This is a genomic window from Methylobacterium sp. WL18 (assembly GCF_008040015.1).
Classification (GTDB): Bacteria; Pseudomonadota; Alphaproteobacteria; order Rhizobiales; family Beijerinckiaceae; genus Methylobacterium; species Methylobacterium mesophilicum.
The window spans coordinates 1-2,297 of record NZ_VRVD01000699.1 but is presented as its reverse complement, the minus strand read 5'-3'; the positions used below and the strand labels follow the sequence as shown (position 1 = coordinate 2,297).

Genomic DNA, 2,297 nt, shown 5'->3' with positions numbered 1-2,297 from the left:
GCGCCGAGGCGCTCGGCATCGAGGGTGCCGGCCTCCGCCAGCGCGCGGGCGAAGAGATGCACCTGCGCGTAGGCGGTCTCAGACCACATGCTGGTCGGGCGCTCGGACCCGAACCGGGTCCGGAAGGCGGCGACGAAGCGTCGGTTCTCCTCGCCCGCAAGCGCCGCGAAATACGAGGCCGCCAGGACGTGGCTGCTGCACAGGTCCGGGCCGATCGCCCGGATCTGTCCCTCCGCCAGGGTCAGGCTGGCGATCGGGCAGCGCCTCCGGTCGATCCCCGATGCCGCGTAGGCCCGGTAGAGCCGCTCGGCGCCGCGCCCGACCACGGTGGAGAACACCGCGTCCGGCGCCGCATGGCGGATCTCGGCGACCATGTCGGCATGGGCCGCATCGTCGGCATCGAGGGGCGCGTAGCGTTCGCCGACGATGGTCCCGCCCTTGGCCTCCACGAGGTCGCGCATCACCCGGTTCGACTCGCGCGGGTAGATGTAGTCGGACCCGATCAGGAAGATCCGGGGGCCATGCTCCTGCAGGAGGTAGTCCGCCAACGCGAAGACGTTCTGGTTGAGGGTCGCGCCCGTGTAGATGATGTTCTCCGAGTACTCGAAGCCCTCGTAGATCGACGGGTACCAGAGCAGGCCGTTGTGCCGCTCGACGGTGGACAGCACCGACTTGCGGCTGGCCGAGAGCGAGCATCCGAAGACCACCTCGGCCCCGTCCTCGGCGAGCATCCGGCGGGCATAGGACCGATAGGCGTCGTTGTCGCCGGCCGGATCGTAGCAGATCGGTTCGATCGGCCGCCCGAGCACGCCGCCGGCCGTGTTGATCTCCTCGATCGCCAGGGCGGTGCCGAGGAAGTGCTCGGTCTCGGTGACGCCGCTGACCCCGCTGCGGGAGAACAGGACGCCGACCCGCCATGTCGCTTCGTCCTTGCCTGCCATGGCATCCCCACCCGTGCTGAAGGCCGCCCGCCGGGCGACCGCGCGCACCCCGTCCTATCGCAGTCGCGACAGCCTTGGAAACCAAGGCGCCGCGCCGACCTTGCCGGGCGGGTGATCCATTTCAGGAGGCGTCTTCGTCCGCGCATCGCGCTCGACGATCCGGCTCGACCGACGGCCGGCCCGTAAGGCGGCCCCGGTGATCCCGGCCTGCCGCCTTACGGCGTGAGGGCGCGCCGGTAGATCGCGATCAGGGATTGCGCGGCGAACTCGATGTGGCGGCGCAGGTGGTCGGCGGCCGCGTCGAATTGGCCGGCCTCGCACAGGGCGAGGATCTCCCGGTGCTCCCGGTCGGCGCGGGCGACGTCCCCGGAGGCCGAGAGCTGCAGCCGGGTCGGGCGGTCGCAATCCTGCAGCAGGCTGGCCACGATGGTCAGCGAGCGCGGGCGCCCGGCATGCCGCAGCAGGTCGAGATGGAAGCGCCGGTTCAACTCGCCCCAGAGCAGGATCTCGCCGGCCTCCAGGGCGGCGCCGTATTCCTCGGTGAGGTCGCGCAGGCCCTGGAGGTCCTGCGCGTTGAGGCGCGGCGCCGAGAGGGCCAGCAGCTCGGGTTCGAGCCGGACGCGCAGGGCGAAGATGTCCTCGACCTCCTCCACCGACAGGCCCGAGACCACGGCCCCGCGATGCGGCATGATCTTGATCAGGCCGGTGGCTTCGAGCTGCAGCAGCGCCTCGCGGATCGGGATCCGGCTGATCCCGAACTCCTCCGCCAGCGCGTCCTGGCGCAGCTGCGTGCCGGCCGGGAACTCGCCGGTCAGGATCCTCTGGCGCAGGGATTCCGCGACGGCCGCGGCCACGGTCTTGTGGCGCAGGCGGTCAGGCACGGAGCGAGAGGGAACCGCGGTCAGCATCGGGGCCTCGAACGGACGGGGCTCGAGGGCACAAGCCGGGCACGCGGTTGGAGCGGATGCCGGACGCGGGCGGACGCGCGTCGATCGGTTTCGGCCCCGGCCATCCCTGGAAAGGTCGGGTCATCAAGCGATTTGATTTCGCCAGATACACTCGTGCGAGTCAAGAAGTTTTGTATAAAGTCATTCAAAGTGTAGCAACCGTAGGGACATAGTCGGGCCGCGATGGTCCGGTGCTCTTGTCCTGTGCTCTTGGCTGACCGGCACTCACGCAGGTTAGGGTTTCAGCCCGCGCACGCCTTCGATGTCCGCTCACGCCGCCCGTGGCGGCGGCCCTATCCCGGCGCCGGGCCGGCCCAGGGCGCCTGGGCGAGCGTCTGCCCGAGATAGCCCAGCAGCGCGCTGATCCGGGCCGGCCGCGGGTCGCCGGGGGGCGTCACGAGGTGGAGCG

2 protein-coding genes are annotated in these 2,297 nt (G+C 70.6%); both read right to left on the bottom strand.

The annotated features are described in order from the left end of the window. On the bottom strand, positions 1-941 hold a 941-nt coding region (locus tag FV228_RS27155; protein ID WP_147857354.1), incomplete at its 3' end, for a transporter substrate-binding domain-containing protein. Between the two features lie 215 nt (positions 942-1,156). After that, complete coding sequence (locus FV228_RS27150; RefSeq protein WP_147857353.1) at positions 1,157-1,849, bottom strand: GntR family transcriptional regulator; 693 nt, start codon at positions 1,847-1,849, stop codon at positions 1,157-1,159. Positions 1,850-2,297 lie beyond the last annotated feature (448 nt).